The following is a 1,741-nucleotide window of genomic DNA, read 5'->3' on the forward strand; positions in this document are numbered from 1 at the left end:
CCCGCATCGCGGTGACCCGTCGCTCGGCGTCGCCGTCGAGCGCACATCCCCAGCGGCCGCGGTCGACGCTGACCACCCTCGCCGGCTTCGCGTCGGCGTGCTCGGGTCGTGTTTTGGTCCGCGGACGGGAACCCTTCCCGGAGCGGATCCTGACGTCGGACTCGTCGTAGTCGCCCGGCCTCAACCGCTGGACTCCCGCAGCATGTCGGTCCACATTCGAGGGAAATTCGGCAGCGTCTTGGCGGTGGTCTCGATGTCGTCGACCTCTACTCCGGCGACCCGCAATCCGACGATCGCGCCGGCGGTCGCCATCCGGTGGTCGGCGTAGGACTGCCAGGTGCCGGGACGCAGCGGCGTCGCGGTGATCTCCAACCCGTCGGCGGTTTCGCGGCAATCGCCGCCCAGCCGGTTGATCTCGGTGCTCAGCGCGGCCAGCCGGTCGGTCTCGTGTCCGCGCAGGTGGGCGACGCCGGACAGCCGTGAGACAGAACTCGGAGCGGCCAGCGCCGCGAGCACTGCCACCGACGGCGTGAGCTCGCCAACATCGCGCAGGTTGACGTCGAAACCTGGGTAGGACTGTGGCCCGCGGACTTCCAGGAACGAATCATCCTGTTTCACAACGCAATTCAGTTGGCGCAGAATACTCAGGATCGCGTCGGCGGGTTGGATGCTGACCGCCGGCCAACCGGTGATGCGCATTGTGCCCGCGCTGACCACCGCCGCGGCGATGAACGGGACGGCATTCGACAGGTCCGGCTCGATGTGCCAGTGCCGCGCCGCGACGGGGCCCGGCCGAACGTGCCAGCGGTTCGGGGTCGTGTCGTCGACCTCGACGCCGGCCTGGCGCAGCATGGCGACCGTCATCGCGATATGCGGCGCCGACGGAAGCGCCTGACCGACGTGCTGCACGGTCAGGCCGTCGGTGAACGATGCTCCGGCCAGCAGCAGCCCGGAGACGAACTGCGACGATGCCGAGGCGTCGATCTGCACCGCCCCGCCGGCGACCGATCCGGCGCCGCGTACTCCGAACGGCAGGCCGTCGCCGTCCACGTCGACGCCCAGACCGCGCAGCGCATTCAACAACGGCGCGATCGGACGGACCCGGGCCTGCTCGTCACCATCGAACGTGACGGCAGCGAGGCCCAACGCAGCCAGCGGCGGGACGAAACGCAACACCGTGCCGGCCAGGCCGCAGTCGATGCGCGCATCGGGCGGCGGGGCGATCGTTCCGCTGACTGCCAGCTCGTCGGCCGGTCCGTCGACCCGCAGGCCCAGCGTCTCGAGCGCACCGATCATCAGGTCGGTGTCGCGGCTGCGCAGCGCGCCGCTGATGGTTGAGGCGCCGCCGGTGACCGCGGCCAGCGCCGCGAGCACCAATGCCCGGTTGGTCTGGGATTTCGAGCCTGGCACCGTCACCGTCGCGTGTACCGGCCGCGAGGCAGCGGGGGCGGGCCAGGTATTCATGTGCTCCATCCTGCCCGGTCGGCAAGGGTGACGGTGTCTCGACCCGAAGGCTTGCAGATGCGAGTTATCCACAGTTGCGATTTGATCCACAGGTCGGGCTTTGCGCCATCTGTTGGGGTCGGGTTTGTCGGGCTGGTTCGTAGGTTCGAGATATGGGTTCAGCGATCGGCACTGACGAGGCGCGGGAACGGATCACTTCCGCTCTCGATGCGGTCGATGCGGCCCATGACCTGTTGCGTGAGACGCCCTCGGACGTGGTGGGCAACACGTTTCGTGT

General features: G+C 68.9%; 1 protein-coding gene and 1 pseudogene. Both read right to left on the reverse strand.

The window, feature by feature from the left end; translation table 11 throughout:
- A pseudogene (locus WAN02_RS13540) lies at positions 1-184 on the reverse strand (ribosome small subunit-dependent GTPase A); the annotation flags it as partial.
- On the reverse strand, positions 181-1,464 hold the full coding sequence (gene aroA, locus WAN02_RS13545; RefSeq protein ID WP_422264706.1) for a 3-phosphoshikimate 1-carboxyvinyltransferase: 1,284 nt from the start codon (positions 1,462-1,464) through the stop codon (positions 181-183). The pseudogene WAN02_RS13540 and the gene aroA, both read right to left, overlap by 4 nt.
- Positions 1,465-1,741 lie beyond the last annotated feature (277 nt).

Source organism: Mycobacterium sp., from assembly GCF_049281135.1.
Lineage (GTDB): Bacteria > Actinomycetota > Actinomycetes > Mycobacteriales > Mycobacteriaceae > Mycobacterium.

Bases quoted from the DNA above. Each gene is read 5' to 3' on its own strand.
- aroA (WP_422264706.1), bottom strand. From the start codon at position 1,464: ATGAATACCTGGCCCGCCCCCGCTGCCTCGCGGCCGGTACACGCGACG.